Raw genomic sequence first — 25,631 nt, forward strand, 5'->3', positions numbered from 1 at the left:
GCCCCTGGGTTGGCGGCTATGCGTTGGCAAGCGGTGCACAAATGAATGAGACAAGCTACGTCGCCTCTTCGGTGGTTTGATAATGTAGGTGCTCAGTGCCGTCATGCGGCAGCGCCAAAAGCGCCAAGAACTGGCTCCCTGCATGAATTAAATCGTAATCATACTTCACAAGGCATGATGCTGATGTGGGCCTTGGCTGCCCACATCGAGCAAAAAGGTATCACCGTTATGCGGAAATTGCTGATGATGAGACTGCTCAAGACCTACACGCGCACTGGTCACCATTAGCATGTCTCGTTGCTCACCAACAAATGCAACACTGGTTACCTGCCACGCTGGTAAAGCAATAAAATTGATTTGCTCAGCATTGTTATCAAAGCAATACACGCCACCACCTTGGAATGCAGCGACCCACAAGTTCCCAGCACAGTCTACACACATGCCATCTGGGTAGCCCATATCTGCGCTAAAAACTACGAATAGTCGCTTGTTACAAAGTGCACCGTCATCATCAACGTCAAAGCAGTAAATCGTGCGCTTGGCAGAGTCTGTACTGAATAGTTTTGTGCCATCTAGGCTCAAGACTGGGCCATTACTGACGGTATAACCCGAGTCCAAAACTCTGACAACATTATCAGCATCGTATTGAAAAAGGTGACCACACGCAGCCACTTCTTTGTCGTCCATCGTCCCAAACAACACTGAACCATTTGGCCCAACTGCAGCATCATTAAGGCGAATGTTAGCAGCTAAATCGAGTTCTCGGATGAGAGTGCGTTCACCGGAGATTGGGTTAAGCTGATACAGAGATTGCCTAAAACCGGCGATAAAACCGAGGCGCTCACTTGGAAGCACCCAACAAAGTGGCTCAGGCATGGCTAGTTGTTGCCAACGTTCAGAGCATAAATCGTAGGTATGCAGCGCTGGCTTTTTAATATCCACCCACAAAAGTGACCTGCCATCACCAAAGCAGATAGGCCCTTCACCCAAAAGGCACTGACTGGGAATAATCGCTTTAATCACTGGCTATAAACTCACACCATCTATTTGATTTTAATCAACCTAGTCGTTTTTCAATTGCATCCAAGCGACAAATGGCTCAGATTTAATGAAAATATCGTACATAGTGTCCTGTGCGAAATCCGCCTCTCGAAAATCGAAATCCCAATTTTGTTCCATTGTTTGCAGCAACGACACCATTTGTTGATGTTCGTTCGCTTCATTGAGTAAAGTCAGTTCAGTCCAATAAGCACCGATGAAGAAAGGCTCGAGTTGACGCGATTTCTTGGCAAAGGCTCGCGCCTTTTCTTTGTCATTGAGCATGTAATACACATTTGCCAGTAAGTTATTCAATGCTGCTTCTTCGCCATACAAATCCTGCATAGCGCGAATGCCAGAGATAGCCTTGTCGTATTCACCCACGGTGAAGTAATAGTCGAGGAGCATAAACAGTGTTGTAGGATCGTCACCGTGATATTTTGCGAGCAACTCTAACTGCTGAGTATAAAGCTCTTCAGACAAAAGTTGCGCAACCCCAAGTGAGATATCTAGCAACCCCCGACTCCTCTTGGCCTTTTCAGGCAACTGCTCGTAGATATCCCATGCCTTTTGTATTTCACCTTGTTGCACATGATGAGTTAACTCTCGGTAGGCAACAATCAATTCTTCATCTAACTGCTTCACGCCTATCAGACGCTTCAGCAAATTCGATTTTGAATTAAGCATAAAAGTAAGGTTTTCAGCCATTTTCTGCGTGACGCGTTTACCCGCTGTCGCGACATACATATCGTAGGCTTGCCATTTTCCTTGTTCATTTTTGTGAGCAAATAAATGCACAAAATCATGCCCACCTGTATCTAGGTCAACACGTACGACCGGTGTTTTTTCGCCATCCGTTTCGATCACTTTGAGGAAAGTAGCATCGGAGCTAGATGCTTGCTGGAAAGCAAATAAATTCTTAACGAAGGTTTCTTTGGAGTTACTCATAAAACCGCTGAGGAAATGAGTTCGCTGCTTTTTGCCATCGTAGAGTTGCTCAGCGACTAACTCACCTGTACGTTCCATATCGTACATAGCGATAATCGCATTGATGTTGCCATGCCTAATCGCAGCCGCAAACTCAGTGCCTAATTGCTCTAGCTCATCATTCACATCACCACTTTTTGATGCAAAAGCTTGAGCAGACATGAAAAAGAATAAAAGCAGTGGTAGAAGAAGGGTGTGTTTAATTGCTATTTTCACTGAAATTCTACGTCTTATTGTTTTATATGCTGATGGTTCTAGACTACCGAACATTTATTGAGATTGGTATGCGTATTGAGAAATTGTCGTTAGTGCAACCAGCCAAAATATGGCTAAGTTAGTGAAGTACAACCAAGGCTACACCGGACAGCGCTGCCACTAACAATATAAGATAGCGCACATAGCGATTATCTAAGCTGCGGTTAATAAAATGCGAGAGCCCCCAACCTATAAGAATCGCCGGAATACACTGTAAAAACAAAATGAAATCACGTTCATTCACTCGCCCTGTGGCCCACAATACGGTGATCCCGAACAAATTAATATACACAAAGAATGCGCTGAGATTAGCTTTGATTTTTTGTTGTTCTTGCCGTTGATACAATAGCCCCATGGGCGCACCACCGGCAGCCGTTGTCGTGCCCATAAACCCAGATAATGCTGAGGCCACTAGATTATTTGGGATGCTGACACGCGGAGCATAACCGATTACGGATAACAACACGGCAAGAATGATAGTCACCCCAAGCAGCAACTGATATTGCTCTGGTTTAACAATACTTAAGACACTTCCAGCTATCAGCACCCCCACCGTACCGCCAATAATTGAGATCCCAGTAGAGCGCTTATCGATAGCACCGCGATGGCGAATCGACAATAAACCGGTGATCAGCAGCGCATTGAGGATCATCGGTCCGGGCACGAGTTCAGGCATCAACCAGTACAAAACAGGCGCGCACAATAGTCCAAGGCCAAAGCCTATTACGCTTTGTAAACAGGCACCTATGATTAAAATGATGTATACCCAGAAAAAGTCGGCCAAGCTTTCCTCACTGTTCGCCGCGCCACGCAGGACAAATCAAAATATTACTGTTGATATTATAATACTTTTAATTTCAGTCAAATGAATTACAGTGATAATTTCATGTAATCGGGGGAATATTAGGTCCAACCGCCGTCCACAACCATGCTTTGCGCGGTCATCATTTCACTGTCATCAGCAGCCAAGAATAGTGCTGCTTTTACAATGTGCTCTGGTTCGAGGGTTTTGGGAATACACTGGCTTTGACGAACACGCTCAAGGAGTTCAGGAGTGAGCCAATGCGATAACTGTTTTTCAGTCATGACCCAACCTGGAACCAGCGTATTCACACGAATGCCATCTTGGCCATGGGTCGCTGCTAAAGAACGCGTTAAGCCTTCGATTGCAGCTTTGGCAGTGGTGTATGCGGGCATTCCTGTTTGCTTAATGCGCCAACTAACCGAGCCCATATTAATAATACTGCCCTTGCCCAGACGCTTCATTTGCGGAATTGCCGCCTGCGCAGCAAAGAAGCACGGCCTAAGATTGACGGCAAAACGTTCGTCCCAATAAGCTTGGTCCATTTCATCAAACGTATGCCGGGTATCATCGGCAGCGTTATTAATCAGTACGCCGATATCACCGTGAAGTTCAGCGGCTTTGTCTACGCAGGCTTTGAGCGCATCGGTGTCACGAATGTCGCAATACATAAAGTAGGGGTCGTGTTGATAGCGCCCTTGTAAGTCTTCAGCAAGTTGCTCACCGGTGTTCTGGGCAATATCAATAAAAGTTACTTTTGCACCTTGTGCACCAAAACCACGCACCATGCACTCGCCAATGCCCGAAGCGCCGCCGGTAATGAAAACGTGCCTGCCTGCTAGACTCGAATATTGTGTTAGTTGCATGGTTGCGTTACTCATGATTGCTCTGTGTTGCCAAGCGACCAATGGGCGAAGCGCATAGTGCGCTTATCCCGCCTTTGCTTTGTTAATTTCTGCGTCGATAAACGCCATTGCTTCTTCGATCATATAAGTCATCATCGTCTTAGCGCGCTCTGGCTCGCCATTCATGATGGCCTTATAGACCTTCATATGCTCTTCAGCTATCGCTTTTTTACTGCCTTTTGCTGGTGTTGTATGCTGAATACTTACATTGAGCGCTGTGCGGATGAAATCGCGCAGTTGAAAGAAGAAACGATTGCCACTGGCAAGTAGCACGGCTGTATGAAACGCTAAGTCTGGCGTGTGGATGTCACCATCGTCTTGCGCTGCTTCTTCCATGCTGTTACAGGCTTGAGCGATTTGGTCTATTGCTTCGGCTGTACCATGTTTTGCAGCTAATGCCGCGGCTTGTGGTTCAATTGCCAAGCGCATTTGCAAAAATTCTTTAAGCACATACAACGAAGGGCTGCTCTCTAGCATCCATTTAAGGACGCTAGTGTCATATAAGTTCCAGTTATTTTCAGGCTCAACGCGTATGCCTTGGCGTGGGCGAGATGAAATTAAGCCCTTGGCTGCGAGCATTTTTACCGCTTCGCGCACGGCGGTGCGGCTAATACCGTACTGCTCACACAATTGCGCTTCAGTGGGTAATCCAGAACTACCGTCAAACTCACCGGCAATAATTGCGCGACCAAGTTCGTTGGTAACTTGCTGAGACAAATTTAGGTTTTCAATTTGCGCCATTCTTTAAATCCTATGCTGTTGCCAGAGTATCATACCGAGTTCAACCCGTGGGGTCACCCAATGTACTTGGGCTTTCATCACTTATGATTTAATTCAACTTCCTCATTTAGGCCATATTAAATGATTTTTATGTTGCTGTGCAGCTATTTAACACAAGTTTGTAAATAATCATGAAGGCCCTCTAAATTGATGATAAATACAGCCATATTGCACTTGCTTTTAGACATCAGCAGTTCCTTTCTGTAACTAATGGTTAACACAAATCTTTTGACTTAATAATTTTATAATATAATACTTCAATACTGTATTGGGATTGCACTGATGATGCAGTCCACGTTTTGTTACAACACGTTGTGAGTGAATTATGGTTGAATTAAGCACGTTGGACTGGGCGGTCCTAGCGGGGTTTTTTATCCTGTTAGCGGGTGTCGTCGTGATGTCCATTCGTCAAAAAGAAGAGGACACCACAGACTATTTTCTTGCCGGTCGTAATGCCAGTTGGCTTGTGATTGGCGCCTCAATTTTTGCCTCAAATATCGGCTCGGAACACCTCGTTGGCCTCAGTGGTTCAGGCGCACAATCGGGGATGGCACTAGCGCATTGGGAGTTGCAATCTTGGATCATCTTACTGCTAGGTTGGCTTTTCGTGCCTTTTTACTGGAGCAGTAAAGTGTATACCATGCCCGAGTTTCTCGAGCGCCGCTTTAACTCCTCATCACGCACCTTCTTGTCGGTTATTTCATTGGTTAGTTATGTATTGACCAAGGTAGCGGTGACTGTTTATGCCGGTGGTGTGGCCTTTAAAGCCATATTGGGCATTGAAAGCATTTGGGGTATCGACTTTTTCTGGATTTCCGCATTGGGCCTAGTAATTATTACCGGTATTTATACCGTGCTTGGCGGTATGAAAGCGATAATGTGGACATCGGTTTTGCAAACTCCGATTCTGATTATCGGATCAGTAGTTATCTTAGTGGTGGGTTTAGACAAAGTGGGCGGCTGGTCTGAGGTTGAACGCCTTAACGAAGCCAATATGCACCTAATTCGCTCCGCAAGCGATGCAGAATTTCCATGGCCAGGCATTATCTTCGGATCATTTATAATCGGTTTTTGGTATTGGTGTACCGACCAATACATAGTCCAGCGTGTGCTCTCAGCAAAAGGCATAAAAGAAGCTCGTCGCGGTACTATGTTCGCGGGTTATTTGAAGCTGCTACCGGTATTTATCTTCTTGGTGCCGGGCATGATTGCCTATGCGCTCAACGCCAAAGGCATTATCAGCTACGAAAGCGCCGACCAAGCTTTCCCAACACTGGTTGCTGAACTACTTCCATCAGGCATTAAAGGTGTGGTTATTGGTGGCTTAGTCGCGGCGCTGATGAGTTCGCTAGCTTCATTGTTCAATTCGTCTGCGACTCTATTTACCATTGATTTCTATAAGAAATTCAAACCAGAGTCGAGCGAGAAACACCTGCTTAAAGTGGGTCGCATCGCCACTGTGGTTATCGTTGCTCTGGGTATTTTATGGATACCGGTTATGAGCCTCATCGCCGACGTATTGTATGAATACCTTCAGAGTGTGCAGTCGCTAATCGCCCCTGGTATCGCCGCGGTATTTTTACTTGGTCTAATTAGTCGCCGTGTAACGCCTGCGGCGGGTTTTGCAGGCTTAGTAATTGGCTTTATTCTTGGGATGTTCCGCCTCGTATTGCTACCTATGAAAGACACGGTTGCTAGCACGCCTATTGGCTGGGTGGTGACAATGAACTGGCTGTATTACTGTATTTTACTGTTCGTGATAGTCACTATCGCCATCATAGTTATCAGCGCATTTACGCAGCGCAAGAGCGACGAAGAGTTGGCAGGGCTTACCTTTAAAACTCTGGGTAAAGGTACAATGCGTGAAGTAATCGCTGGCCTAGATAAATGGGACTACATCCATACCTTTGGTATTTTGGCCATCACTGCGTTTATCTACATTCGCTTTTGGTAAGTGATGCTGTAAACAATTTATGGTTCTGCACACAGGGGCTTGTCGCCCCTTTTTTATGCGCATTAAAGTGCACTCTCCCCTAGCGGACATCCCGCTGATTTCGCTACAATGCTAGTGACTATTAATTATTCGCCACTACTGTAACGAAATATGAGATAAGTCCTTTTAAAACAGGTACTAACCTAGTAATAAAACAGGGTAATTCTCATTCGAGACAACACAAGGAACCACTTTGAAAGCTTCAATTATTGCCTCTGCTATCGCGCTTTTTAGTGCATCGAGCTTTGCCGCGGCACTCAGTGCTGATAAAGACGCCATTGCTAATTATGCCGTTGAACAGTATCAAGATGCGCAAATACATACACTTGAGAACATGGTGTCATTTGCGACAGTTAATACGGGCGAAATAGAAACGACTAAAAACCCTGAGTTCATCGGTTTTAAAAACTTGCTGAAGATGAAGGCAGCACAGTTAGGTTTTGATTACCAAGATCACGGCACAACAGTGCTCATTGGTATGGGTCAACAACCACAAAAAGTGACGATTGTGACGCATGGTGATGTGCAACCGGCCGATGCCAGTAAGTGGGCACAAAGTCCATTCCAAATGGATAAAACGTCAGAACCTGGCAAGCTTATTGGTCGCGGTACAGAGGATGATAAAGGCGCAATCGCTACTGCACTGTACGCAATGAAAGCGATTAAAGATAAAGGTATCGAGCTTGATAACCGTATTGAGCTCATGATTTACCTTGCTGAAGAATCAGATTGGGCGCCGCTTCGAGCGTTCATGCAAACATACGAGCAGCCTAAATATGCGGTTACCATTGATGCCAGCTACCCAGTTGTTGTCGCAGAAAAAGGCTGGAGTCTAATTGCCCCAACGTTCAGCGGCACTGACGTTGAAAATGGCGTGTATGCGAGCGATCTTAAAGGCGGTGCCTTTGTAAGCCAAATTCCTGAAGATGCCAGCGTTGTAATTCACAATGCCGACAGCGCAACAAAGGAAGCTCTACAAAGAAATATCAGTGCCCTTGAAAACGTGAAAGTGTCTATGGTCGAGCAACAAGGTGCGCTGCATATTCAGGTTAAAGGCACATCTGCGCACTCATCAGAGCCAGAAGCAGGTGTAAATGCCATTGCTCACCTTGCGGCGATTTTTGATGGCGTAAAACTGGCTAACAACGCTGATGGACAAGCATTGGCTTTCATCAATGAACTGATTGGCTTAGGTTTATACGGCAAACAGTTTGGTGAAATAGCTTATGAACATGATTTTATGGGCCCGATGACAGTGGCACCAACGCTGCTAAAACGCTCAGGCGATGACATTACGCTTTCAGTCAATTTACGCCGTCCTGTAGGCAAAGACGCCGAGGTCCTATCACAACAAATAGAGCAAGCACTGAGTGCTTGGCAGCAAGCTCATCAAGTCACATTGAAGAATGTGGAAGTGGAGATTGGCACCCCTATGCTGCTGGACAATGCGCCACACGCCCAAGCGCTGCTGGATATCTTCAAGCACTATACCGGTGATGAAGACGCATCGTTCGTTTCAATCGGTGGCGGCACCAATGCTAAATTGTTTGATAATGCTGTGTCGTTTGGGCCGTCAATGCCGGGTAAGCCTTATACCGGTCACTCTGAGCATGAGTTTCTAACCGTTGAGCAAATTAAGCTGAACTTGAAAATGTACACAGCGATGATGCTCACTCTTGGCACTATGTAGTTATTTTATGTAACTAAAAAAGCCTGCTTCATCGCAGGCTTTTTATTTTTTTGCGTCAACACTCATCACAGCTAATCTAACTTCTCTGGGTAAACCTTCAACATGCCATTTTCATCAAATCCAACAACACGCACGCGAGCGTGGCGATTCGGATCTGACAGTGGCGAGCCTTGCAGCTCTTTGTAATCCCTGCTGTGATAAATCATCAATGGTGTTTTGCCGTCTTCAGCCAAGGTGAAGCCATTATGACCAGGGCCAAAACGCCCTAAGTCCGCATTAGTTTCAAATAAAGGCTCTGCTTGTTTGTGCCAACTCGCAGCGTCAGTCAAATCTGCATCGATATCAGCCCACAAAAGGCCCATAGCATAGCGATGATCCGTTGCACTGGCCGAATAAGTAATGAAAATACGCTTACCATGTTTTATCACTGCAGCCCCTTCGTTTACTTTGTAACCTTGCACTTCCCATTCAAGGGTTGGTTCACTCAGTAAAGTGACTGGCATTTTGATCGTTGTTGGCGAGTCCATTTGGGCAAGCCACAATGCTGAATTGTAAGTACGTTCTTTATCCTGTTGTGCCCACACTAAGTATCGCTTACCTCGGTGCTCAAAGGTTGTCGCATCCAGCGAAAACGTATCCAGATGAGTCTTGATTTGTCCTACTTCTTGCCACTGTCCTTGCATCGGATCTGCATGGGTATTTTTAAGCGCATACATACGAATATTAAACGGCTTATCTTTTGGCGCCGCGGCGTAATAGATGTACCAGCTACCCTCAATTTGATGCAGCTCTGGTGCCCAGATGTTCGTGCTCATAGGCCCTGTTTCATGCTTACGCCAAACCACCTTGGGCTCGGCGAGTTTTAAATCATTAAGGCGACACGCTTGGCGAAGCTCAATTTCATTAAATTTTGGCGAGGTGCCAATAAAGGTATAGCAGCCCGTCTGTTCATGACGAACTAACCATGGATCGGCACGTTGAAGTACTATAGGGTTATCAATGTGTGTTGCAACGCCGGTTGATTGTGCTTGCGCCAATTGCAACCACAAAGCACTAGTAACGAATACTAAGATGCAACTTATCCAAGTAGGCAAAGCATCCATCGTGTTTTCCTTGCTAATTATTAATATTGTATTACATATATACAAAGTATTGTTACACTGTGCAAACGAATAAGGCGAAAGAGACTCACTATGAACAACAATAAATCGCAATATGGGTGCAAAGCACTAATCAAAGGATTAGCTTTAGCGAGCTCACTATTGACGGCAACTGCCTGCGCCAAACAAGTTGAAGTACACGATCCGGTTATGGCCAAAGAAGGTGATACATATTATGTATTCAGCACCGGTCCCGGTATCACTTATTACGAATCCAAAGATCTTACAAACTGGCAGTTAACTGGCCGAGTTTTTAAAGACGAGCCGAGTTGGGCTCAACGCGTTGCTCCGGGTTTTGGTGGCCACTTGTGGGCACCCGACGTATACCAAAAAGACGGCAAATTTTATCTTTATTATTCAGTGTCGGCGTTTGGTAAAAATACCTCAGGTATTGGTGTGACCGTCAACACTACTCTTGACCCTGATTCTCCCGATTACAGATGGGTAGATCACGGAGTCGTTGTGCAATCTGTGCCAGAGCGAGACAACTGGAACGCCATCGACCCCGCTATTATTGAAGATGACAATGGCGAACATTGGATGAGCTTTGGTTCATTCTGGGGTGGTTTGAAACTAGTGAAGCTTGATGATGATTTAGTGCGTCTGGCCGAGCCACAACAATGGCACACCATTTCAGCACGCCCGAATACCGAGCATGGGCCGGTGGAAGCTCCTTTTATTTTCAAAAAGAATGGTTACTACTACTTGTTTGTCTCATTCGACAAATGTTGTCAGGGTCTCGATAGCACTTACAACGTGCGTGTAGGTCGCAGTAAATCTGTAACAGGTCCATATGTAGACAAAGATGGAAAATCACTCAATGATGGCGGTGGTTCGTTAGTTATTGAAGGTAACGAAGAGTGGGTCGCGCTTGGGCACAATTCCGCCTACACCTTTGACGGTCAGGATTACCTTGTTTTGCATGCTTATGAGCGCGCAGACAAAGGCATGCAAAAATTACGTATTCTGCCTATGAACTGGGAGAATGACTGGCCAGTCGTTGACGACAAAGATCTCACTAAACTGCGTACAAAGTTGATTGAGAACTAACGCCACTACAACCAAAGAAAAGCCGCACTCGCGGCTTTTTTTATGCAGCTTCTGCGACAGATTCTAACGGCTTGTGTGCGGGTTGTTTGAGCATATTGAATAACAGCAAACACAGCAATGCGACACTAGCGGCTACCACTGAGCCTAACGTGGCAAATCTAAAACTATTAAACTGTGCGATTAGCCCTGTACCAGCGGTTCCGAGCATCACTCCTAATTTTATTGCATTACCATATACCGCAGAGGTGAAACCGATGCGCCTTGGCATTTGGTCTTGCAATACGGTTAAGCCAATACCTGCAAATATGCCGTAATACAGCGCGTTTATTAGCTGTAATGCTGCAAACTGCCAAACATCCTGCGCAAAAAACACGCCGATATAAAACGTAATCGCACACACAAACGCAAAACCCAGCAGTTTCATTTTACTGACGCTCTTTGACAACTTGGCGGCATAGAGCATTACGGGAATTTCACCAAGGGCAACAAGGCCCATAAAAACGCCAGGTACATGACTGGCAAAGTTGAGCTCCTTGATTGCGTAAAGCGGCAAAGCTGAAAAATACATAATATTGGCGATAGAGCCAAACATGACGGTCCCAGTTAATAGCCAAAATGATATAGAAGCCGGTTGTGATTCTGAGTGTGCTTTTGTGCTACTACTTTGGCTCTGCTTTGGAATGAACAACACAGCAAATGTCAGCGCCAGAAGTGCCAACCCCGCGGCAATATAAAACGAACGCTCAAACGCTACACCCGCTGCAAAAAAATAACCAACAGGTGGGCCTGCAACCCAAGCAAACGAAATAGCAGCTCTAAGCTGTGAGTTAAACTGAGTAATGTCTGTATGTGCCTGCTTATCGGCCCAAAACCGTGCAATCGTCATTACTTGAGGTATTGCAGCATTACCCAAAGATAGAAACAGCACGCCTGCGGCGAAAACCTGCCAAAACGATGTAGCGTTAGCGAACATAACTAAAGCTAACGCCATTCCACCCACCGCTGTCATAAAGAGGTTACGCGCGTTAATACCTTTATCTGCCAATGAACCTAACCACTGACTAAACACTATGCCCATCAGTGTGACACCCGAGGTGTACACACCAAGATACATAGGCGGGCTTTGTAGCCCTTCAACGATGAATAGGCTCATCAGTGGGTTCACAAACGCACCGATTAAACCCGTAAGTAAGCTCAGAAAAATAAATAGCCACGCATTGCGATTCATGGATAAAACAGCCCCAAGAAAAAGAGCCGCATATTGTACGACAATTAAAATCTTTACGCTAAGCCACTAGGTGTTTTTCTAAGAAACTCTAGCCGTGTTCCTTTGCATCCGGCAGGAGACTAACCGTTGGAGATAAAAGTGGGGAAATAGTGTTGGCTTTGCACGAAGCAAAACACCGCGATTACCAAGAGCGAGTACTTTAATTTTTAAGATCTATTTCCAATGCCGTTTGTTAATTGCTTATCACACTAAATTATACCTGTTTGATTTTTACTCTATGAAAATTATATGAAATACTGCTAATATGAATTTTAAGTTATATTTTTTAACAAGTTTAACAATCTAATCATTGTAAGTCTGGTTATGACAGGCAGTTTAGTCACAGGGCTATGGGCTGATAAAAAATAATAACTATCAAAGGTAAAACCTCTATGGATAAGGAAATATTATGAGAAATTTACTTGTAACACTTCTAGCGACAAGCTCTGTATTATCTTTTAGTGCTGCTGCAGGTGGTATGTCATTAGCAGAAAAAGACAAAGCCTATGAGCAATACATTGCTAGTGAAAAACTTGAAAGCGTTGAAAAGATTAACGCTAAAAAAATTACGAGCTCAACATCTCTCAGTGAAAGCTACGTGATTATTAACGCCCAACATAATGGTAATTACCTCGTAAAAACCGCTCAAAAATGTGACGACATGGACCAACAAGCCGTTTCATTATCTCGTGTTTCTGATTTATCGCTCGATAAAAAAACAGATCACATCGTAAAGCCAGGTTCTAAAGTGGGCGAGTGTGATATTGAATCAATGTATCCGATCACTTGGGAACAGCGTAAATACTTGACGAACGTTGGTCGCGGCTAATAACCAATATTGCCGCTTATTAATAGTTCTTAAAGGGCCCTAACTAGGGCTCTTTTTCTATCTACCTTAATCTAACGCTCTTCGTGCTATCTCTTTGTAAATCAAATAATATACAGTAATAGGCTACTAAGCTGGCAACTCTAAGCACATAATGGAGCGTTAATAAGCATGAATTTTATATTACTGATAGCTGCCACAGCTTTTGGTGGTCTTGGCCTATTTATTATCATCGACTACGTTCGCTTCAATCGCGTCGCTATAAAAACCAAAGGTAAAGTTGTGCGCTACGATGAATATCAATCTAAAGGCAGCAATGGTCATAAGAAAACCATGTATCGTCCGTATTTTGAATTTATCCATTTAGGCAAAGTCTTTGAAGTGAAATCCACTACATCATTCAGTCATAAAGTGATACCTGTGGGCAGCGCAGCTGATGTTCTTTTTGTTCCAGGGCAAGAAGATAAAGCTCGACTGGCAGAGGGACATAGTTACACATTAGGCGTGTTGTTTCTGTTTTTATCCCTGCCCGCATTTTACTTGGGGTTTAAAGGTTAATTTTGACCTCTTGAGTGCATTGCTCACCACTTTTTGATAATCAAAGGTGCTCAGTCACATCGACTAACAGAGACAAAAAAGGAGCCCAACGGCTCCTTTTTTTACTTAAGCGATATCAATCAAATCAGAAAGATAGATTGTTTAGAATTTCGTCATCAACACGGTTTGCTAAGGTTACTTTTAGCTTAGGCGTGCGCGCCATTTCACGTTTAATCGCAAAATCAGCTTCTTCGTTGCGAGCCCAACTACGACGTGCAATACCGTTGTTAACATCAAACAGTAGCATTGACTTAAGGCGACGCTCTGCATCTGCTGTACCATCCAGTACCATACCGAAACCACCGTTGATCACTTCACCCCAACCAACACCGCCACCATTGTGGATAGACACCCAAGTAGCGCCGCGGAAGCTGTCACCGATTACGTTGTGAATTGCCATATCAGCCGTGAAACGACTACCGTCATAGATGTTTGATGTTTCACGGAATGGTGAATCAGTACCGCTTACATCATGATGGTCACGACCAAGAACCACTGGGCCAATCTCGCCTGCTTTAATTGCATCGTTAAAGGCTTTGGCGATTTCAGCACGACCTTGCGCATCTGCGTACAAAATACGCGCTTGTGAACCAACAACAAGTTTGTTTTGCTTCGCGTCTTTGATCCAAGTAATGTTGTCTTGCATCTGTTGCTGAATTTCTTCGGGTGACTCGGCCATGATCTTGTTAAGAACGTCTGCGGCAATCGCATCGGTCTTATCTAAATCTTCAGGCTTGCCTGATGCACATACCCAACGGAATGGACCAAAGCCATAGTCAAAACACATCGGGCCAAGAATATCTTGCACGTATGACGGGTATTTAAAGTCGATACCATTTTCAGCCATCACATCGCCACCAGCGCGTGATGCTTCAAGCAAAAATGCATTGCCGTAATCGAAGAAATACGTGCCTTTTGCGGTGTGCTTGTTAACTGCATCAGCATGGCGTTTCAGTGTTTCTTTTACTTTTGTTTTGAATACTTCAGGCTCTTCACGAATCAAACGGTTTGATTCTTCAAAGCTGATATCCACTGGGTAGTAACCACCTGACCACGGGTTGTGCAATGATGTTTGATCCGATCCAAGGTGCACAAAAATATCGTGCTTGTCGAAGCTTTCCCATACATCAACGATGTTACCAACGTATGCGATAGACACGACTTCTTCGTTTGCTTGTGCTTCACGCACACGTGCAATCAGCGCGTCCATGTTGTCGATTAACTCGTCAACCCAACCTTGCTGGTGACGCTTAGTCGCCGCTTTTTCGTTAACTTCAGCACACACGGTAATACAGTTTGCGATATTACCCGCTTTTGGCTGCGCGCCACTCATGCCGCCAAGGCCCGCTGTTAGGAAAATCTTGCCCTTCGGGCTTTGGCCTTTTTCTAATACTTTACGGAATGCGTTCATAACCGTAATGGTCGTGCCGTGAACGATACCTTGTGGACCGATGTACATGAATGAACCCGCAGTCATTTGACCATACTGAGTCACACCCAATGCATTGAACTTTTCCCAGTCATCTTGGCTTGAGTAATTAGGGATCATCATACCGTTAGTGACAACAACGCGCGGTGCTTCAATGGATGAAGGGAATAAACCCATAGGATGACCGGAATAGATATGAAGCGTTTGGTCTTGCTCCATCTCACTTAGGTATTTCATCGCTAATAAATACTGCGCCCAGTTTTGGAATACCGCACCATTACCACCGTAAGTGATAAGTTCTTCTGGGTGTTGTGCCACAGCTGGGTCTAAGTTGTTATCGATCATCAGCATGATCGCCGCTGCTTGCTCACATTTTGCTGGGTAGTCAGATACCGCGCGCGCCTTCATTTCATAGTTAGGCTTAAAGCGATACATGTAAATACGGCCAAAGTCTTTTAGCTCTTGTGCGAATTCAGCAGCAAGTTCTTGATGCCACTCTTTTGGGAAATAACGCAATGCGTTGCGAACCGCTAGCTGCTTTTCATCGGCACTAAGAATGTCCTTACGCTTTGGAGCACGATTCACGCCTGCAGGATATGGCTTTGGCTCAGGTAATACGCTTGGAATACCTTGTTTAATTTGTTCTTGGAAAGTCATAGTCACTTGCCCCTTAGTTCACGCTAAACGCTTGTGATTTAACTAATGCAATCATGGCATCAATATCAGGTTTTAGTAGTCTGTCTTCTTCTAGCTTGGCTACTTTTTCACGGATAATCGCAAAGTTCTCTTCGATGATTTCTGAGCACTTATTTGGACGGCGGAAATCAATCGCCTGCGCCGCATACATCAACTCGATTGCGAGGATCTTTTCAAGGTTACCTAAGATCTGGTTCAATTTACGGCCAGAAATACTGCCCATAGATACGTGATCTTCTTGGCCCATCGACGTTGGAACGCTGTCAGCTGACGGTGGGAAACAAAGTGACTTGTTCTCCGTTACCAACGCCGCTGTCGCATACTGCGGGATCATCATGCCTGAATTCAGGCCGCCCGATGTGGTCAATAAGCGCGGTAAGCCGTGCAGACCTTCAAGCAGAAGATAACAGCGACGGTCTGAAATGTTGCCGAGCTCAGCGGCTGCGATTGATGCGTAGTCTAGAACCATAGCCAAAGGCTGGCCATGGAAACTGCCACCAGAAATCGCTTCTTCAGAGCTGATAACAATTGGATTGTCAGTCACTGAGTTCATCTCAATCTCAACCATGTCTTTTAAGTGGTTGTAGGCGTTGCGAGATGCACCATGTACTTGTGGAATACAGCGCAGTGAATAAGGGTCTTGAACACGGTCACAGTCAGTATGTGAAGCCATATTTTGCGAATCTTTAAAGAAGTTGCGCATACGCTTCGCTACTTCGAGGTTACCCTCAAATGGGCGCGTCGCATGTAGCTCCTCTCTAAACGGCGATGAACTGCCTTGCATACCTTCAATACTCATCGCGCCTGCAAGATCTGCTAAATCAAGTAGGTAGCGCATCTTGGTCAAAGCTGTGATGCCGTGAGACAAAATAAATTGCGTACCATTGATAAGCGCTAGGCCTTCTTTTGCGTGCAACTCAAGCGGCTCTAAATTATGTTGTTTTAATAGTTCGATTGCCGCAACTGGTTTGCCTTCGTGCCAAAACTCACCTTCACCGATAAGTGGTAAAAATAAATGTGATAATGGCGCTAAGTCACCCGACGCACCTACAGAGCCTTGCTCTGGAACAACCGGAATTAAATCAAGATCTAAGAACGCAAGCATACGCTCAATCACTTCAAGGCGGATACCAGAGAAGCCTTGGCTTAGCGCGTGAACCTTAGTGATCAACATCAATTTAGAGATTGGTTTCGCAATGGGCTCACCCACTCCTACCGCGTGCGTGATCAACAAGTTCTTTTGCAAAAGGTGGGTTTCTTCTGGCGAGATTTGCGTATCGCACAATGGGCCAAAACCGGTGTTAATACCGTATACCGCTTCGTTTGATGCTGCCATCACCTCAACGTTATGTCTGCTTTTATTAATTTTATCTAACGCTTCTTGGCAAAGCTCCGCGTTAATGTCGCCGCTTGCAATACCATTCACAATATCAAGATTTAGCTGGTCTACGCCGTATCTAAACATCATTATCTCTCCAAAAAATTAAGCACAAACTGCTTTGATTGCGCCCATGCTATCTTGCTGGAGATGTTTCATAAATGCATAATGTTCGTAGTTCATTCCGATTTTATCGAACTAATAATTTTATCTAGAAGGTATTAACTCTATGCAGGTTCATGACGTTGATTTAAAGCTATTGAGGATATTTGTAGCGATTGTTGAGTGCGGTGGTTTGTCCGCAGCGGAGTCACGTTTGAACATTGGTCGCTCTACAATCAGTTCGCATTTATCGGACTTAGAAGTGCGCTTAGGGTTAAAGCTATGTAAACGTGGTCGCAGTGGCTTTGAATTGACCGAGCCTGGTCGCGTTACCTACCAAGCGTCATTAGAGTTACTGCAGCAGTGTGAAGCCTTCGCCAGTACGGTCGCGAGTTCCAAAACTGAGTTATCAGGTCGGCTCAGCATCGCCATCATAGACACTATGGTGAGCGACCCGCGCTGCCCAGTTGCAAAAGCGATTGCAGCACTGCGCGAGCAAAGCAACCACATTCAATTTGATATCAATGTATGTGAAGCCAAAGAAGTGGAGACCTCGGTAGTCAATGGCCGTGCTTTAGTGGGGATTGGTGTAAGTCGCCATCATCTGCGGGGGTTGGAATACCAGGCGCTACACAATGAAGAGAACTACCTTTATTGCGCCAGTGGCCACCCGCTTTTTGATTGCGAGCCTGCGCGTGTTAAAGCGCTGCTAGGTGAAGCCGAAGTGATCACCAGCAACTATATGCGCGATAAAGACGCGCGCCAAGATGATCTGAATTACCAAAACAGTGCCACCGCCTATCACGATGAAGGCATCGCTCAGCTCATCCTCAGTGGCAAGTTTATCGGTTACCTACCCAAACATTACGCCCAGTCTTGGGTCGATAAGGGTGTGTTTAAAGCAATCATGCCTGACAAATACTCGTATCAAATCCCCGTCGTACTTATAAACGCCAAAAACAGCAGCGGCTCAAAGTTAGCGCAAGCGTTTATTGAAGAAGTAAAGCGGTTTCACTCTCCAGATTTACCAGCCAATGAATAAATACAATGCAGCTATTACCCTCAATACGAAAACTATGGTAGAAGTATATTTAAAACAATCGATTAAGGAATGAACATGGCAAACGGATGGCAATGCCCGAAATGCAATTGTACTCGCTATGAAACCGATACGATTGCTACCACAGGCAGCGGCTGGTCGAAGATTTTTGACATGCAAAACCGCAAATACACCGCTGTAACCTGTAGTAAATGTACCTACACAGAATTCTATAAAGGTTCAACGAGCACACTCGGCAACATTTTCGATCTCTTTACCAACTAAATATCGCCATAAAACAACAAGGAAAAAGAGCGACAGTAATCAAACAGCTCACACTGCTTGCAAACGCTAGGCTCCCGAAGAGTGCAGACAAATGACATTAGAGTTTGCTCTTGCAAAATAGTAAAAAGCCGCATAGTGCGGCTTTTTTTAATCGTATTCAGCTGAAAGAGAGCAGCTTCACATCCACTACCATCACCGAGTTAGGTCCAACTTTGCCGCCGTTACCATTAATACCCCATGCCAACTCTGGCGGAATAATAAACTCGTAGCGTGCCCCAGTAGGCATAAGTTGTAGCGCTTCTTGCAATCCATCAATGGCTTCAGCAATTTCATATTCTTCAGGTAGACCGTGGCGGTAGGTATCGTCGACTAGGGTACCATCAGCGAGCGTGATACGTTGATGCACGCACACAGTGTCGTCCCACGTTGGCGCTTGACCATCACTGCCTTTGATCACACGGTACATAAGCCCCGAAGGAAGCACGATGACATCTTCTTTATTCGCATACTTACGAATATATTCACTGCTGATGTTTTTGTTATAACCCGCACTACCCTTTGCTGATTTACGTCGCTCTTGCTTATTCATAACTGATTTCCACATTCACTATTTTGCCAACAAGCGCACACCATAAATGCCACCTGCGATTGACTGAGATTTTGCTGCAAAACGCACAGTAAGCTCTTTGCTACTTGCCATAACTTGAGTCAGTGGATAGTCCACCGTGTAAAATTCTGAGCTTGACGCAGCATTAGCATGTGGCAAGGATTCTTTCACCAGCAGATCACCGTTTACAAGGATTGCAAAATGGCGGTCAACATCGCCTTTAAAATAGCGAATGCGTAAAGTGTTTGCTGTGAGTGCTTCATTTCTCAGTTGATACGAAAACCAACCGTGTGCGTCGCGCCAATGCTGGCCATTATTGACTCCCGCACGGGTGTTTTCACCCGCGAAATTATGCTCAACTTCAGGTTGTTGCTCGCCAGGGTTCACGGCATCGACCGTAATAGCTGCAAGTTGTGCTTCGTGTTTTGCTTGCTCATTAGCGCTTCGTACAAAGTCTGCCAAGTTTGCAGAATCAATTTGCGGCCAATACACCTGATAGCGCGCATCATGGATACGAAAAAAAGGTATTAGGCGAGTATGCTTAGCTGCCAATGTCTTATCAACGATAGCTAGATTATCGGTCGCAATAAAAGCCAAAGAATCACTTTGCTCTTTCACTAAAGCAGCGATGAAGTCTGCAGGTTCATCAAGCATCATTGGCAAGGCCTCTGGAGGGCAGGTTGGGCCTGCAGCGATGTGACCCATACGGCTGTCGTCAGCTATAAAATCGAGCTGTTCGTTCTTAAACGCTGTTACTGGCGTTGCCAACACAACAGGGCCATAGAGCAACGAGTAGTAGTTTTGACCATCAGGTAGCTGTTCAGTGTAGAGTTTTGCATCGAGCGTAAAGCTCAGCTCATCCCCTTGCTGCCAAACGCGATTCACACTCAAGTAGCCATTTTCATCTGCCTCAGCATTAATGGGGCTACCGTTGACTTGCAAAGTCAATGGTGCGTTTAGCCAAGTTGGCTGGCGTACTTTGACAGTAAATGACTGTGCATTTTCAAGGCGTTTAATGCGCAGCGTGACACTTGTATCATCAGGGAATTCAGTGGCTTGCTCAATAACTGCTTTTCGCTGTTCCCAAGCGACTACGCTCGGTATAAATAGGTTAACAGCGAGCTCTGAATTTGTGTGAGTAAAGACTAACTCACCATATTTACTATGATTTTCGATGCCTGAACCGACGCAGCACCACATTGAATCATGCACTGATGAATACATGCGATAATGCCCAGGACGCATCGATGTAAAATACACCAAACCGCCATGCTCGGGATGCTGCGAAGACAAAATATGGTTGTAAGTAGCACGCTCGTAATATTCTAAGTAGCGAGTGTCTGCAGTTTGCAAAAACAGCAACTTAGATAACTTCATCATGTTGTAGGTATTGCAGGTCTCCGGCCCCTCAATGTCCTCAATCATCGGCGTGAAATCGTCACTGCTATGAAAGTGCTCCCGCACACTGTTACCACCGATAGACACGCTGCGTTTTTGTGTGACCGTTTGCCAAAAATACTCTGCCGCCTGTTGCCACGCTTTATCATCGGTTTGTTCCGCTACTTTGAGCGCGCCGATGATTTTGGGGATTTGCGTATTCGCATGTAAGCCTGTTAACTCATCTTTTTGTTGGGCCAGTGGTTCAATAATACGATTGTGGGTAAAGCGTTCTGCTAAACGCACATAGCGTTGGTCACCGCTGATACGTGCCATATCCGCAAATACATCATTCAATCCGCCATGTTCAGAATACAACATGGATTGCACTTGCTCATCGGTGAGATTTTTGGTGATATCCAACATCCATTCACCCAGCGCTAGCAACATGGACTTGGCCTGCTCTTTTCCTGCGATTTCGTAGGCATCGCGCAAACCGTGAAAAGTTTTATCGATGTTATACAAAGGCACCCAGCGATCGTTGAGACTAAACAAGTCGGCACGCACCTCGCCTTTTGCAATTTCCTGCCACATAGCTAAACCATCGGGAATGCCGCTCAAGTAGCCGTTGTTTTTCTTCTGCGCAATGTGCAATTGCGCCAACATATAATCTAAGCGTTGTGCCAGCGCCTCATCACCCGTGGTGGCATACGCCAGACTAAGCGCAGTTAAGTAATGACCGCCAATATGGCCATCAAGGCCAGTATTTTCCCAATTACCATAAGACTCTGATTTGCCTTGCATACCCGCCTCTCGTAAATATGGGGCAAGCAATTTATCCGGCTCTAGTGTGAGCAGGTATTGCACGTTAACCTGTTGTGCGTGGGCAAATGGGCCTGTGGTCAGGCGTACATTCGTATAGGCAAATGCCTGCATCGATTGTGGTTGAGCCACATTGATAGATGGCGTTGTTGGGTTTTCTGCCTGCTGGCATCCAAGCGTTATTGCCAAAATTGAGAGCGCAGCAAGGCTGAACGCCCATTTTTTAAAATGTCGCACTGTAAAAGCCTCTAGTCATTTTGTAGCTAGCCAGATTTATGACTCTGGCCAGCTAAATTGTGAGTTACCCTTGGCTTGGTAGGCGCTGCGCGCTCACCATATCGGTGTAATAGTCGTCTGAAATTTTGTACTTGAAGAGAATAAAGCCCAACATGGCGTGGAATACGCCTGGGATCACCGTGAGCATCAGTGCCAAACCGTTTAAGGTGTAGGCTGTTTGCTCAATATTCGGTTGGTATTGGTAGTATTCCAGCAATAAGCCGCCAACTAGACCCGCCAAACCTGCACCGGCCTTTTGGCAAAATGAGATACCACCGAATGACAGTCCAGATGCTCTTACTCCGTCTTTTATTTCACCGTAATCAACGGCCTCAGCAATCGCTGACCAAAATACCGGCGCATGCAGATCGACTACAAATGACAGCAAAATATATAAGATAAAGGCCAACATGATGTCACCAGGCTGCACTGCAAAATACATAGCTACAGAGATGAAAAGCACTGCAATTTGCGACCAACGGAACAACTTAATTTTGCAAAAGCGTTTGGTGATCCAAGTACTGGCAACCATGGCAACAATCGAAGCCGCAATACCTGCGCTAGTAAAGGTGCCGGCTAAGTTTTCAGCGCCGAGATAATATTTGGCGTAGTACATCGCGACACTGCCGCGAATTGCATAACCCAGTGTACCGAGCACACAGGCAGTACAAAGCAATAGCCACTGATCATTTTTAAGCAGGACCTTTAATTGTGCGCTTATACTCTGTTGCTCCACTTTGTGCTCCAAACGCTCTTTGGTGGTGGCAAAACAGAACAGGAATAACGCCATGCCACATACGGAAACAAAGGCCATAGCAAGCTGGTAGCCATAAGCGGTATCACCGTCGCCCCAATACGTAGCGAGGAGCGGCACCGAAAACACAATGGCCACATTGGCAATTTTGGCGAAGAACATACGGTAACCATTCGCTGACAGCCGCTCTTTCGGATCCGCAGTTAACACGCCGATATAAGAAATGTAAGGAATCGCCACACCTGTGAACATGAGGGTTGCCAGTAGATAGGTCGCATAAGCCCATGCTAATTTCATGTTGTAATCAAAATCAGGCGTGGTGAACAACAGCATGACAGATAAACCATAGGGCACGCTTAAAAACAGGAACCAGTGGCGGAACTGCCCCCAACGCGTTTTTACCTTATCGGTGATCACCCCCATCAATGGATCGGTAAAGGCATCTACAAAGCGAGCAACGAGAAATAGAATCCCCATGTCTACAGGCTTTAATCCAAAAACATCGGTGTAAAAAAAGGACATAAAGTAGAACAAGGCTGCAACCATGACGTTTACCGCCATATCACCTGCACCGAATCCTACTTTCTCAACTGTTGAAAGCTTCTGTGTGTTGTTCATAATTCACTGCCCAAGATCCATACGCATGCGATGGGTCTAAAGTAATTATAGTTATGTGAGTGCCGCCGCCATTTCCGGCCATCGCCCACTCTTATTTTTAGGTAATGCTATTTATTGCTTTTGAATAATATTATCATACAAATAAATTAGCAACCGCTATGATTAAAATATGATGCCGCTAACGCTTGTGTAGTGGAAGGAAAAACGTCACAAATCAGTTGTAGCATGAGCCAAGTAAACAGTGAGGGAAAAATGAACCAAGTCAGACCAATAAGTGTACAGAAAGACTTTTCTATTACCCTACACATAGTTCATTGATATTTTGCACTGTGATAGGTAAATAAGAGATGAAACTGCACTATTGCTGTGCATAGTCTTTCTTTTATCTGGGGTAAACACCCGATTTACCTGCATTTTTGGCTTGGAACATACTATAATATGACTGGCTTAATTTTTGCTACATTCTTTTATTTAGACTCAAAATCGACTCATGCAAACACCTATTAGAGGGCTACGCGCATTTTGTTTCGCAGCCCGATGCTTAAGTTTCAAACAGGCCGCTGAACAGCTCTACCTTACGCCTTCTGCTGTCAGCCACCAAATCAAGCAGCTCGAAGAACAGCTTGGCTTTGCGTTATTTCAGCGTCGCACACGCGCGATTATCTTAACCAATGAAGGTAAAAACTTCTTTGATGCCATTGAACCAATCATCACTGATTTGGAACAGACAATTCGCACTTTTAGTCACAAAGACAACAATGTGACGATTAGCATCACCCTGCCCGAGTTTTTCGCCAGTGAATTATTAATGCCGAAGCTGGGCGATTGGACCAGCGCCAACCCAGATGTGAATCTTGAGGTGGATACACTGCGCACACGCACTCAAAAGGTCAGAAGTACTGATTTATCGATTGTGCTGTCACACGATAAACCTGTGAGTGGCATCGCGACTGAGCTATTTTCTCTTGAGTATGTGCCTGCCTGTAATAAAGAGTTGTATGAGCAATGGCATGATAAAAGCGCCGAAGCGCTGAGTGAACTACCGCTAATCGTGCATCAATCTCGTCCGTGGTCATGGCACCAATGGGCTGAGTACCATTACGATGGCGACTTCGCTCCGAAACAAATTATTCAACTGGACAGTATGTTTGGTGTGGCCCGCGCTGCCCAGCAGGGAATGGGCATAGCCCTTATTCCTATGCCTATCAGCCGTAGCTGGTTTAATGAAAAGTTATTGTGGCCATTAGTAAACAAACCACTGTGGACCAAAGACAAATACTACCTAGTTGAACATGAAGTCGCAGAACAGAACTCCCCTTTAGCAGACTTCACAACCTGGGTAGTGAATACGTTTAGAAGTTGAATTTATTATTAAGTACAATGAGATAGCGCTTAGCTAATTTATAGATAAATTTTTTTCACGTAACGCTGCGATTTATATCGTTTGTAGAGTAAAAGCTTTAACCCTAAAGTTAATACCGAAGCAAACACACAACCCAAGAGGATAGCAACGTGAAAACGCTCAAATTAGCATTAGCTTTATATTCAGCCACTTATTTTACTAGCAGTTTTGCTGGCGACTACAAACTAGCCGTTATCAACGATGAACTTACATCTGACGCAGTTGTGTCAGGTCAATACGCTCAAGCATTACAGCTAGGTCAAAACGCGTCTCAAAATGTAGCAAGCGCATTTGAAACATCGGTAAACCAGTGTGCAGCGAATATCCAGCTTGGTAAAGCGGATGAAGCGATTTCACTGTGCAATACCGCACTGCAACTAATTAAAGAAGTGAGAGTAGACAGCACAAAACGCCGCGAAATGACTGCATATGCTTACAGCAACCGTGGCATTGCCTACTCACTTAAAAACGAATTTGACGCTGCGTTATCAGATTTCAGCACGGCTTATGGTACCAATAAGAACACCATCACTCGTGCTAACTATAAGCTCGCAAAAACGAGTGCAAAGTAATCACAATAACGTAGCACCATAACCTTCTCATAGTGTGTTGTTCCTGCTAAGGAACCCTAAAGCGCCTTTTATAGGCGCTTTTTATTTTCTACTGTGCACTTTAATGATATTCGCAGCCAAGAACTAAGATTCCCTCCCTATAAGCAAATAAAACGCTGCCAACTCATCTATAAGTCAATTTTTTTCATCTAACGATGCGATTTATATCGTTTGTAGAGTAAAAGCTTTAATTCTAAAGTTAATACCGAAGTCATCGCAATTAGCGCGTCGTTGAACTCGCTAGATTGAGTAGATATTTATGCAGGTTGGTATAACAAGGGGAAACTCGGTGAAAACGCTTAAACTCGCTCTGGTATTATTCTCAGCATCAGCACTTACACCCGCTTTCGCAGGCGACTACAAACTCGCTGTGATCAATGATGAACTTACATCGAACGCTGTTGTATCTGGCCAATATGCGCAGGCGCTAACTCTGGCTAAAAACCAAGTCCAGAACGTAGAAACCGCCTTTGAAACTTCAGTAAACCAGTGTGCGGCGAACATTCAACTCGGTAATGCTGACGAAGCAATCTCACTTTGCAGCACAGCCCTAAAATTGATTAAAGATGTAAAACTGGACGGCACTAAACGCCGAGAGATGAGTGCCTACGCATACAGCAACCGCGGTATAGCTCACTCACTAAAAAACGAATTTGATGCTGCATTATCTGACTTTAGCACTGCATTTGGTAAGGATAAAAACACCATTACCCGTGCAAATTACAAACTTGCTAAAAACAGCCTACAACAAGGCAATGCGAACGTAGCGCCATAACTTTTCTCATAGTGTGTTGTTCCTGCTAAAAGGAACCCCAAAGCGTCCTATCAGGGCGCTTTTTTTATTTCTTGAGCCGATAATATATTAATATCAAGATTGATACACTT

The 25,631-nt window shown here is 45.0% G+C and carries 22 protein-coding genes; 10 read left to right on the plus strand and 12 right to left on the minus strand.

The window, feature by feature from the left end:
• Positions 1-165 precede the first annotated feature (165 nt).
• The 5 genes from V1358_RS09260 to V1358_RS09280 form a co-directional block, all read right to left on the minus strand.
• A complete protein-coding gene (locus tag V1358_RS09260; RefSeq protein WP_347393343.1) occupies positions 166-1,023 on the minus strand; it encodes an SMP-30/gluconolactonase/LRE family protein in 858 nt (285 codons plus the stop codon).
• A gap of 39 nt (positions 1,024-1,062) precedes the next feature.
• The gene (locus V1358_RS09265; protein WP_347393344.1) at positions 1,063-2,241 is read right to left on the minus strand and encodes a tetratricopeptide repeat protein; all 1,179 of its coding nucleotides are present in this window, start codon (positions 2,239-2,241) and stop codon (positions 1,063-1,065) included.
• A 118-nt stretch (positions 2,242-2,359) separates the two neighbouring features.
• Positions 2,360-3,064 carry a sulfite exporter TauE/SafE family protein gene (locus V1358_RS09270; RefSeq protein WP_347389702.1) on the minus strand — a complete coding sequence of 235 codons (705 nt, stop codon included), beginning with the start codon at positions 3,062-3,064 and terminating at the stop codon, positions 2,360-2,362.
• A 119-nt stretch (positions 3,065-3,183) separates the two neighbouring features.
• Positions 3,184-3,963 (minus strand): SDR family NAD(P)-dependent oxidoreductase, encoded by a 780-nt coding sequence (locus V1358_RS09275; RefSeq protein ID WP_347389703.1) that lies wholly within the window; start codon positions 3,961-3,963, stop codon positions 3,184-3,186.
• Between the two features lie 48 nt (positions 3,964-4,011).
• Positions 4,012-4,728, minus strand: a complete 717-nt coding sequence (locus V1358_RS09280) for a FadR/GntR family transcriptional regulator (RefSeq protein ID WP_347389704.1) — start codon at positions 4,726-4,728, stop codon at positions 4,012-4,014.
• 364 nt (positions 4,729-5,092) lie between these two features.
• Here V1358_RS09280 and V1358_RS09285 point away from each other — a divergent pair, with 364 nt between their 5' ends.
• Together V1358_RS09285 and V1358_RS09290 are read left to right on the plus strand one after the other, a co-directional pair.
• Positions 5,093-6,721 (plus strand): sodium:solute symporter, encoded by a 1,629-nt coding sequence (locus V1358_RS09285; RefSeq protein ID WP_347389705.1) that lies wholly within the window; start codon positions 5,093-5,095, stop codon positions 6,719-6,721.
• A gap of 232 nt (positions 6,722-6,953) precedes the next feature.
• Positions 6,954-8,450 carry a dipeptidase gene (locus tag V1358_RS09290; RefSeq protein ID WP_347393345.1) on the plus strand — a complete coding sequence of 499 codons (1,497 nt, stop codon included), beginning with the start codon at positions 6,954-6,956 and terminating at the stop codon, positions 8,448-8,450.
• Positions 8,451-8,521: 71 nt separating this feature from the next.
• On the opposite strand, the gene V1358_RS09295 is transcribed toward V1358_RS09290, so the two are convergent.
• Positions 8,522-9,553 (minus strand): glycoside hydrolase family 43 protein, encoded by a 1,032-nt coding sequence (locus V1358_RS09295; RefSeq protein ID WP_347393346.1) that lies wholly within the window; start codon positions 9,551-9,553, stop codon positions 8,522-8,524.
• A gap of 90 nt (positions 9,554-9,643) precedes the next feature.
• Here V1358_RS09295 and V1358_RS09300 point away from each other — a divergent pair, with 90 nt between their 5' ends.
• Entirely contained in the window at positions 9,644-10,660 is a 1,017-nt protein-coding gene (locus V1358_RS09300) for an arabinan endo-1,5-alpha-L-arabinosidase (RefSeq protein ID WP_347393347.1), read from the plus strand.
• A gap of 40 nt (positions 10,661-10,700) precedes the next feature.
• On the opposite strand, the gene V1358_RS09305 is transcribed toward V1358_RS09300, so the two are convergent.
• Positions 10,701-11,888: a sugar efflux transporter gene (locus tag V1358_RS09305; RefSeq protein ID WP_347393348.1), complete on the minus strand. Its 1,188-nt coding sequence runs from the start codon at positions 11,886-11,888 to the stop codon at positions 10,701-10,703.
• 448 nt (positions 11,889-12,336) lie between these two features.
• Between V1358_RS09305 and V1358_RS09310 the strand changes: the two genes are divergently transcribed.
• Both V1358_RS09310 and V1358_RS09315 read left to right on the plus strand, forming a co-directional pair.
• Positions 12,337-12,756, plus strand: a complete 420-nt coding sequence (locus V1358_RS09310; protein ID WP_347393349.1) for a DUF6491 family protein — start codon at positions 12,337-12,339, stop codon at positions 12,754-12,756.
• A gap of 168 nt (positions 12,757-12,924) precedes the next feature.
• Complete coding sequence (locus tag V1358_RS09315; RefSeq protein WP_347393350.1) at positions 12,925-13,311, plus strand: hypothetical protein; 387 nt, start codon at positions 12,925-12,927, stop codon at positions 13,309-13,311.
• A gap of 124 nt (positions 13,312-13,435) precedes the next feature.
• On the opposite strand, the gene hutU is transcribed toward V1358_RS09315, so the two are convergent.
• Together hutU and hutH are read right to left on the minus strand one after the other, a co-directional pair.
• Positions 13,436-15,436 (minus strand): urocanate hydratase, encoded by a 2,001-nt coding sequence (hutU, locus tag V1358_RS09320; protein WP_347393351.1) that lies wholly within the window; start codon positions 15,434-15,436, stop codon positions 13,436-13,438.
• Between the two features lie 13 nt (positions 15,437-15,449).
• Entirely contained in the window at positions 15,450-16,943 is a 1,494-nt protein-coding gene (gene hutH, locus V1358_RS09325; RefSeq protein ID WP_347393352.1) for a histidine ammonia-lyase, read from the minus strand.
• Positions 16,944-17,082: 139 nt separating this feature from the next.
• Between hutH and V1358_RS09330 the strand changes: the two genes are divergently transcribed.
• Positions 17,083-17,997: a LysR family transcriptional regulator gene (locus V1358_RS09330; protein ID WP_347393353.1), complete on the plus strand. Its 915-nt coding sequence runs from the start codon at positions 17,083-17,085 to the stop codon at positions 17,995-17,997.
• Between the two features lie 75 nt (positions 17,998-18,072).
• The gene (locus V1358_RS09335) at positions 18,073-18,279 is read left to right on the plus strand and encodes a zinc ribbon domain-containing protein (protein ID WP_347393354.1); all 207 of its coding nucleotides are present in this window, start codon (positions 18,073-18,075) and stop codon (positions 18,277-18,279) included.
• 157 nt (positions 18,280-18,436) lie between these two features.
• On the opposite strand, the gene V1358_RS09340 is transcribed toward V1358_RS09335, so the two are convergent.
• The 3 genes from V1358_RS09340 to V1358_RS09350 form a co-directional block, all read right to left on the minus strand.
• Positions 18,437-18,868, minus strand: a complete 432-nt coding sequence (locus V1358_RS09340) for an FKBP-type peptidyl-prolyl cis-trans isomerase (protein WP_347393355.1) — start codon at positions 18,866-18,868, stop codon at positions 18,437-18,439.
• Positions 18,869-18,886: 18 nt separating this feature from the next.
• On the minus strand, positions 18,887-21,322 hold the full coding sequence (locus tag V1358_RS09345) for a beta-L-arabinofuranosidase domain-containing protein (protein ID WP_347393356.1): 2,436 nt from the start codon (positions 21,320-21,322) through the stop codon (positions 18,887-18,889).
• Between the two features lie 64 nt (positions 21,323-21,386).
• Positions 21,387-22,733: an MFS transporter gene (locus V1358_RS09350; RefSeq protein ID WP_347393357.1), complete on the minus strand. Its 1,347-nt coding sequence runs from the start codon at positions 22,731-22,733 to the stop codon at positions 21,387-21,389.
• A gap of 490 nt (positions 22,734-23,223) precedes the next feature.
• On the opposite strand from V1358_RS09350, the gene V1358_RS09355 reads away from it, so the two are divergent.
• From V1358_RS09355 to V1358_RS09365, 3 genes are all read left to right on the plus strand, one after another.
• Complete coding sequence (locus V1358_RS09355) at positions 23,224-24,096, plus strand: LysR family transcriptional regulator (RefSeq protein ID WP_347393358.1); 873 nt, start codon at positions 23,224-23,226, stop codon at positions 24,094-24,096.
• Positions 24,097-24,245: 149 nt separating this feature from the next.
• On the plus strand, positions 24,246-24,707 hold the full coding sequence (locus tag V1358_RS09360; RefSeq protein WP_347393359.1) for a tetratricopeptide repeat protein: 462 nt from the start codon (positions 24,246-24,248) through the stop codon (positions 24,705-24,707).
• A 328-nt stretch (positions 24,708-25,035) separates the two neighbouring features.
• Positions 25,036-25,521, plus strand: coding sequence for a tetratricopeptide repeat protein (locus V1358_RS09365; protein WP_347393360.1), 486 nt, complete (start codon positions 25,036-25,038; stop codon positions 25,519-25,521).
• The last annotated feature ends 110 nt before the right edge of the window (positions 25,522-25,631 follow it).

It is taken from the genome of Pseudoalteromonas pernae, from assembly GCF_039831865.1.
Lineage (GTDB): Bacteria > Pseudomonadota > Gammaproteobacteria > Enterobacterales > Alteromonadaceae > Pseudoalteromonas > Pseudoalteromonas pernae.

What these genes read in the sequence shown, in the direction of transcription:
- hutH (WP_347393352.1), bottom strand. Translation starts at nt 16,943, where the DNA reads ATGATGTTTAGATACGGCGTAGACCAGCTAAATCTTGATATTGTGAAT.
- V1358_RS09350 (WP_347393357.1), bottom strand. Translation starts at nt 22,733, where the DNA reads ATGAACAACACACAGAAGCTTTCAACAGTTGAGAAAGTAGGATTCGGT.
- V1358_RS09330 (WP_347393353.1), top strand. Translation starts at nt 17,083, where the DNA reads ATGCAGGTTCATGACGTTGATTTAAAGCTATTGAGGATATTTGTAGCG.
- V1358_RS09285 (WP_347389705.1), top strand. Translation starts at nt 5,093, where the DNA reads ATGGTTGAATTAAGCACGTTGGACTGGGCGGTCCTAGCGGGGTTTTTT.
- V1358_RS09340 (WP_347393355.1), bottom strand. Translation starts at nt 18,868, where the DNA reads ATGAATAAGCAAGAGCGACGTAAATCAGCAAAGGGTAGTGCGGGTTAT.
- V1358_RS09300 (WP_347393347.1), top strand. Translation starts at nt 9,644, where the DNA reads ATGAACAACAATAAATCGCAATATGGGTGCAAAGCACTAATCAAAGGA.
- hutU (WP_347393351.1), bottom strand. Translation starts at nt 15,436, where the DNA reads ATGACTTTCCAAGAACAAATTAAACAAGGTATTCCAAGCGTATTACCT.
- V1358_RS09305 (WP_347393348.1), bottom strand. Translation starts at nt 11,888, where the DNA reads ATGAATCGCAATGCGTGGCTATTTATTTTTCTGAGCTTACTTACGGGT.
- V1358_RS09310 (WP_347393349.1), top strand. Translation starts at nt 12,337, where the DNA reads ATGAGAAATTTACTTGTAACACTTCTAGCGACAAGCTCTGTATTATCT.
- V1358_RS09335 (WP_347393354.1), top strand. Translation starts at nt 18,073, where the DNA reads ATGGCAAACGGATGGCAATGCCCGAAATGCAATTGTACTCGCTATGAA.
- V1358_RS09295 (WP_347393346.1), bottom strand. Translation starts at nt 9,553, where the DNA reads ATGGATGCTTTGCCTACTTGGATAAGTTGCATCTTAGTATTCGTTACT.
- V1358_RS09280 (WP_347389704.1), bottom strand. Translation starts at nt 4,728, where the DNA reads ATGGCGCAAATTGAAAACCTAAATTTGTCTCAGCAAGTTACCAACGAA.
- V1358_RS09355 (WP_347393358.1), top strand. Translation starts at nt 23,224, where the DNA reads ATGCAAACACCTATTAGAGGGCTACGCGCATTTTGTTTCGCAGCCCGA.
- V1358_RS09275 (WP_347389703.1), bottom strand. Translation starts at nt 3,963, where the DNA reads ATGAGTAACGCAACCATGCAACTAACACAATATTCGAGTCTAGCAGGC.
- V1358_RS09315 (WP_347393350.1), top strand. Translation starts at nt 12,925, where the DNA reads ATGAATTTTATATTACTGATAGCTGCCACAGCTTTTGGTGGTCTTGGC.